This window comes from Hamadaea tsunoensis DSM 44101 (assembly GCF_000428945.1).
GTDB classification, from domain to species: Bacteria; Actinomycetota; Actinomycetes; order Mycobacteriales; family Micromonosporaceae; genus Hamadaea; species Hamadaea tsunoensis.
This window is the reverse complement of sequence record NZ_AUAX01000060.1, coordinates 1-4,607: the sequence shown is the minus strand read 5'-3', so window position 1 is coordinate 4,607 and position 4,607 is coordinate 1. Positions and strand designations below refer to the sequence as shown.

General features: G+C 69.4%; 8 protein-coding genes and 2 pseudogenes. All 10 read right to left on the bottom strand.

All coding sequences use genetic code 11. The features are described from left to right. Window positions 1–350: pseudogene (locus G401_RS0138885) on the bottom strand (DUF2637 domain-containing protein); the annotation flags it as partial. Further along, window positions 347–556, bottom strand: coding sequence for a hypothetical protein (locus tag G401_RS0138880; RefSeq protein WP_027346732.1), 210 nt, complete (start codon window positions 554–556; stop codon window positions 347–349). The pseudogene G401_RS0138885 and the gene G401_RS0138880, both read right to left, overlap by 4 nt. 181 nt (window positions 557–737) lie before the next feature. Further along, window positions 738–1,025, bottom strand: a pseudogene (locus tag G401_RS51415) (hypothetical protein); the annotation flags it as partial. Further along, window positions 1,022–1,402, bottom strand: coding sequence for a DUF6197 family protein (locus G401_RS0138870; protein WP_027346731.1), 381 nt, complete (start codon window positions 1,400–1,402; stop codon window positions 1,022–1,024). The gene G401_RS0138870 and the pseudogene G401_RS51415, both read right to left, overlap by 4 nt. Next, entirely contained in the window at window positions 1,399–1,752 is a 354-nt protein-coding gene (locus tag G401_RS0138865) for a hypothetical protein (protein WP_027346730.1), read from the bottom strand. The genes G401_RS0138870 and G401_RS0138865 overlap by 4 nt, the downstream gene beginning before the upstream one ends. A gap of 157 nt (window positions 1,753–1,909) precedes the next feature. Next, window positions 1,910–2,101, bottom strand: coding sequence for a hypothetical protein (locus G401_RS0138860; RefSeq protein WP_027346729.1), 192 nt, complete (start codon window positions 2,099–2,101; stop codon window positions 1,910–1,912). Next, complete coding sequence (locus tag G401_RS0138855) at window positions 2,098–2,424, bottom strand: hypothetical protein (RefSeq protein WP_027346728.1); 327 nt, start codon at window positions 2,422–2,424, stop codon at window positions 2,098–2,100. Before G401_RS0138855 ends, G401_RS0138860 begins: the two co-directional genes overlap by 4 nt. 13 nt (window positions 2,425–2,437) lie before the next feature. Next, window positions 2,438–3,274 (bottom strand): FtsK/SpoIIIE domain-containing protein, encoded by an 837-nt coding sequence (locus tag G401_RS51410; protein WP_034594480.1) that lies wholly within the window; start codon window positions 3,272–3,274, stop codon window positions 2,438–2,440. 2 nt (window positions 3,275–3,276) lie between these two features. Continuing rightward, window positions 3,277–4,152, bottom strand: coding sequence for a hypothetical protein (locus tag G401_RS51405; RefSeq protein WP_034594478.1), 876 nt, complete (start codon window positions 4,150–4,152; stop codon window positions 3,277–3,279). A gap of 104 nt (window positions 4,153–4,256) precedes the next feature. Further along, the coding region (locus G401_RS0138840) for a hypothetical protein (RefSeq protein WP_211240962.1) at window positions 4,257–4,607 on the bottom strand (351 nt) is incomplete at its 5' end.

Genomic DNA, 4,607 nt, shown 5'->3' with positions numbered 1-4,607 from the left:
GCCGGGATGACGGAGACGATGACGCCGAAGATGGTCGGGCGGGCGACGGCGACCTGTGCGGTGACCGAGACGATCAGCGCGCAGACGAGCAGGAAGATGGGGTAGCCGACGGCCTGTCCGGCTTTCTTGCGGCGGCGCATGACGAGCATTGAGGCGATCGGGACCAGCTCGGAGATGACTGCGTTGGCCCAGCCGAACCAGGATCCGGTGCCGGCGGGACTGTTGCTCATGGTCCAGTCGTGGACGTGGCGGAACGAGGCTGCTCCGGCGAACAGTCCGACGGTCAGCAGGATGCAGATCAGGATGAAGCCCTCGAATGCTTCAGCGCGGCGGGGGCGGTTGGTGGTCACGGCGCCTCCTGCTGGATGTGGGAGATGGCGGCGACGTCGAGGACGGCGTATTCGCCGGTGGCGTCGGTGAGGGCGATGGTGCCGGTGCGGTCGGCGGTGATCATGTCGAGGAGCTGCCGGTAGGTGTCCGGGCTGAGCTGGATGGGCAGGGTGCCACCGGCGGTGTCGTGGATGGTGATCCGCAGCGGCGTGTTCGGTGTGGTCACGGCTGGTGTCCTTTCTGGATACGACTGGAGGTGTGAGCCCAGGTGGGGCCGGGACCGGTCGGGCGGTGGGTCATCGCAGACCTCCGGACCGTCGGTAGGGTGCGGCGTCGAACAGGTCGGCTGGCGGCCTGAACGGCATGGAACGGTTGGCGCGCACGGGGTTCGGGGTGCGGCGCTGCTGCGGGATGTCGGTGCCCCATCGCTGTTGGGCGGCCTGGCGGGTGATGCCGAGGCGGTCGGCGATGTCGGCCCAGGAGTAGCGGTAGGGCTCGGCGCGAAGGCCGGCGACGGCGTCGCTGATGGCGGTGTCGAGGGTTTCGGAGAGTCCGACGAGGTCGGCGAGGGCTTCGATGTCACCGGCGGCGACACGTTTGGCGTAGGCGCGCACGATCCGGCGGGCGAACGCGGAGAACTCTGGGTTTTCCACCACGTCACGTCGGGGCGTCAAGGTGGTGTTGTCGTCGGTCATCGCTGGCCACCGTTGTTCCAGTCGGCGGCAGCGCGCAGGGTGTGGATGACGTGTGCGGCATCGGTGGCGTCGTGGTCGTTCCAGCCGATGAGGTCGTCGGCGTCGATGCTGGCCGGTAGGCCCAGGTAGTCGGTGAGGATCAGGATGGCGGCCTGCAAGAGGCTGTGCCCGGGTCGGTGGGTGTCCAGCGGGGTCGCGAAGGGCTTGCCGTGAACGGTCATGCCGATGGCGCCTACGACGCAGGCGGGCGGGAACGGCGTGTTGCCGGTCGGGTAGTAGTTGTCTCGGGTCCAGCCGTGCTGTTCGAGGTAGAGCGCGGCAGCGCGCAGCACACCGGCAGGAGTGTCAGGCTTGGTGAAGGTCGGTTTGTGGGTCATCGGGCGTACCTCCCAAGGGCGAAGCCGGCCACGCCCGTCGGCAGGGCGGTCGGCGTGGTGGTGAAGGGATCGGGCTCGGGCTCGCGGGCGTACGCGAAGCCGGCCAGGTGGTCGCGCCGCAGTTCGTCGCGGGCGGTCAGGTATGCGTGCGCACGGCTGATCTGCTCGGCGCCGTAGACGGTGGTGACCTCGGTGGCGAGGTTGTCGAGGATCTGGGCCAGGGCGTGCACGACGAACGCGTCCGGGGCGTCCGGGTGGGTGGTGATCTGTGCGCGAGCGCGCGTGACCGCATCGGGGTCGGGAGAGAGGTCGACGGCCGCAGACGGGGCCTGATTTTGGGTAGGGTGCATCACACAGCTCCCTTTCGGGGGTGTTGTGGGCCGTCCAGACCAGGGGCTTTCCTAGGGCTTTGCCTGGTCTGGGCGGTGCTGGTCGCCTTCGTGGCGGCCACCACCCGTTCCGAGCGTTGCGGTCTCGGAGCGGATGGAAGCGGTCAGAAGGCTTGGGTTACTTGGTTCCGCCCGCGTACGGGGTACGCCGGGAGAGGGTCATGGACACGGCGACGTGGGTTTCGCCGGTCGGGATCAGGTGGGTAACGTCGGCGAGGGTGAACACCTCGCGGAGCACGTCGAGGCTGCGAGCCACGTCGATGTCACGGCCGATGAGCTGGATGCGAACTGCCTTGATGTGCGCGCTCATCGGACTGCCACCACCTTCCGGGTACGGATCGGCAGGCGACTGACAAGGACTCCCTGACGGCCCCCGGCCATGGGCGGGATCGCGGTAGCGGCGGGCCGGTCGACGAACCGGGCGTGCGCCACGTGTGGAGCGCAGTTCTTGCACAGGTAGGCGTTGCGCTCGTAGTTACGCGGGCGGACCCACTTGCCGCAGTGCGGGCATTCGATCGAGACGACCTTGGGTCGGTAGGCCCAGGCGGTCAGCCGGGCGGTGCCGGTGCGGGTGGCGGTGCGGACCGCCCGCATCGGGACCCGGGCGAGGCTGCTGATCCGGAATGAGGGCATGATCGGTCTCCTTTCAAGCGGGCAGGGTCAGGTGGGGGCGGCGGGTGTACGCGGCCCACGACGCGAGGTGCCGAATGTCCTCATCGGACAAGTAGGCGGATTTGACGAGGCGAGCGGTGCCGGACTCGGCGACCAGGTAGCCGGTGCCGGGGTTGTCCGGGTCGAGCTGCTCGGCGTTGAACCCACGCTGCGCCCAGCCGCGCCCCAGGACGATGTCGGAGGACGACTCGGTGGAGCAGTAGCCGGCCAACCGCCAGGCGAACAAGTCCCTGAGCGACGTGGGAATGATGTCGGAGGAGGGCCGCTGGGTGGCGGCGACGACGATCAGGCCGATCGCCCGGCCCCGGGCGACCAGGTCCCGTAGCAGCGCGGAGAACAGGTCCTGCGACTTCTTGTCGCCGACCGTGGCGGAGAAGTAGGCGATCTCGTCGATCGCGATCAGGATCGGGTCGAACGGATCCGCTGGGGTGATCTTGCGCCGGTCGACGGCCCGCAGGTACGTGTATCGGTTGTCCGTCAGGGTTTGCAGCCGCTGGAGGGTGCGGATCGCGTGGCCCTGGTCCGGGCCGACGAACACGTCCGCGCAGTCCGCCCACAGACCCAACTCGACCTGCTTGCCGTCGATGAGGACCAGGCCGCAGTCATACGACAGCGCCGCGTGCGCGACCAGGTTCGACAACGCCACGGACTTGCCGGAGCCGGGGGTGCCGCCGATGAGCAGGTTGCGCCACATCAGCGACAAGTCCACTCGACGGCCGCTCTCGTCCGCGCCGAGGAACGCAGGCTCGAAGATCGACAGGCCGGGGCCGACCGGCACGGTTGACGTAGCCGGGAGGGTTGCGATGCTCATGCTCACGCCTCCTCATCCGAGGGGCGGCGGCCGCCACGACGCGGCGCCGGCGGGAGGGGTTCGGGGACCTCGTGCAGGCTCAGGCCACCGATCGGCGGCATCCCCGGCGACGTCGGCACGATCGACGCGTCGAACGCGACCAGGTCCGGCAGGTGCGACAGGACCGTCGCGCGCAGCGGATCCCGGCGCACGACATCCACGTAGACGTACGCGGCCCGGGTACGGCTGGCCCGCCCGATGCGGACCTGGTGGGCGCCGAACTCCTCCGCCAGAGCGCCGGTGCGACCCTCCAGATCGGCGAGGGTCAGACCGGGGCGGAGCCACATCCAGACCCGCTCACCCGACGGGGTCGGGCGGGCGATCAGGATCAGCGGCAGGGTGCCGCCCTTCGCCGACGACGAGCGCAGCAACCGGGCGCAGAACGACCGCAGTCGGTGCCGGTCGACAGTGCACCAGAACACCGTCAGCACGAACCGGCGCGACGCCGGCAGCGCGGCGACGACCGCGACCGGGACACCGAACACCGCGAGGGCGACCACGAACGGCACGGTGTGCACCAGAGCGGTGCCGCCGACGACGACCACCAGGAACAGGCAGATCTCCGCCAGCCAATGCCAGACCGCACGCAGGACCGGCCAGATCCGCACCACGACGGCGCACACGAACCCGACCACGAACCCGGCGGCAGTGCCGAGGACCATGCCGACGATCGGCCACGGCATCGTGTAGGCGAGGGACAGCGCGCCGATCACCGCCGACGACAGCCCCACCACCCAGAACACGATCCGGGCCTTGCGGGCATACGTCGCGGCGGCCGGGGCCTCCACAAGAGTGACCTGACCCGGGTTCGACGACGGGAACAGGCTAAATTTGGACACGACAAGTCCTCCCAGATGGGTTGGGCTTTCACCAGATCCGGGGTCGCGACTGACGCCAATCACACCGCGACCCCGGGCATAAGACCTTGTTTGTTGCCGCGATCTCAGGCCGACGCGTCGACCAGGACGACGTCCTCGGCGCTGTCGAGGTCGGCCAGCAGCGGCCGGATCGCCTGCGCCCGATACGCCACACCCTGGCTGAGCTGCGGCTGGCCCCGGTCGTCCATCTTGACCTGCGCCCACGGGAACGCGACCAGACCGACCACCTCGACCGCCGACCGCCACGCCAGAACCGGCAGCGACGGCGACGCCAACGTCACCGCGAGCGTCTCGGCACCCTCGTTCTCACCCCGGTACGCGACCAGCTCCACCACGAACTGCGTCCACCCGGTCTCCCGATCCGTACGCGGAGCGTTATTCCGACCCAGACGCGGAACCGGCGACTTCGCCACCTC